1 protein-coding gene and 1 pseudogene are annotated in these 539 nt (G+C 66.4%); both read left to right on the top strand.

Annotated elements, in window-relative coordinates:
• The first annotated feature begins 8 nt into the window (after positions 1–8).
• Positions 9–377, top strand: coding sequence for a winged helix-turn-helix domain-containing protein (locus TN53_RS49715; protein WP_095047016.1), 369 nt, complete (start codon positions 9–11; stop codon positions 375–377).
• Positions 353–539, top strand: a pseudogene (locus TN53_RS42015) (ISL3 family transposase); the annotation flags it as partial. The gene TN53_RS49715 and the pseudogene TN53_RS42015, both read left to right, overlap by 25 nt.

Genomic DNA, 539 nt, shown 5'->3' with positions numbered 1-539 from the left:
TTCGGGATGTGAGCACTTCGAAGCGTCGCGAGGCCGGTGGCCGGATCTATAGCCGTGTGCACAATGCCCTGTGGCTGCGGCTGACCGACGGGACCTACCGAGTCGGCGACATGTTTCCGGGCCAGCGTGACCTCGTGAAAGATCTTCAGGTGTCCCGGGATGCCGTGCAGAAGGTGTTGAAGGATCTCGCGGACAAGGGGTTCGTCGTTTCCGTGCGAGGCAGTGGCACCCGGGTGATCGCGCTGCCGACCACCAAGGACTGGGGGCGGACGACCTGCAGCAGCGCCCCACTCTCTACGAGTACATGGGCAAGGCCTTCAGGGAGCCGGAGGCGGCGCTGGATCTGGTGGCGCTCACCGCCGCCTGCCCCGAGATGACCCAACTGGCCGCCCACATCGCGGACTTCGCCCAGCTCCTGATCCCTCGCGAAAAAGACGCCGACGGGCTCTCACGCTGGATCGTCCAGGTCCGCACGACCGATCTGCCCCACCTGGACTCCTTCGCCCGGGGCCTGGACCGAGACCGCGACGCAGTGATCG

Source organism: Streptomyces sp. WM6386 (assembly GCF_000972385.1).
Lineage (GTDB): Bacteria > Actinomycetota > Actinomycetes > Streptomycetales > Streptomycetaceae > Streptomyces.
Note: the sequence above shows the minus strand (reverse complement) of the source record. Positions and strands in the feature narration are given on the sequence as shown.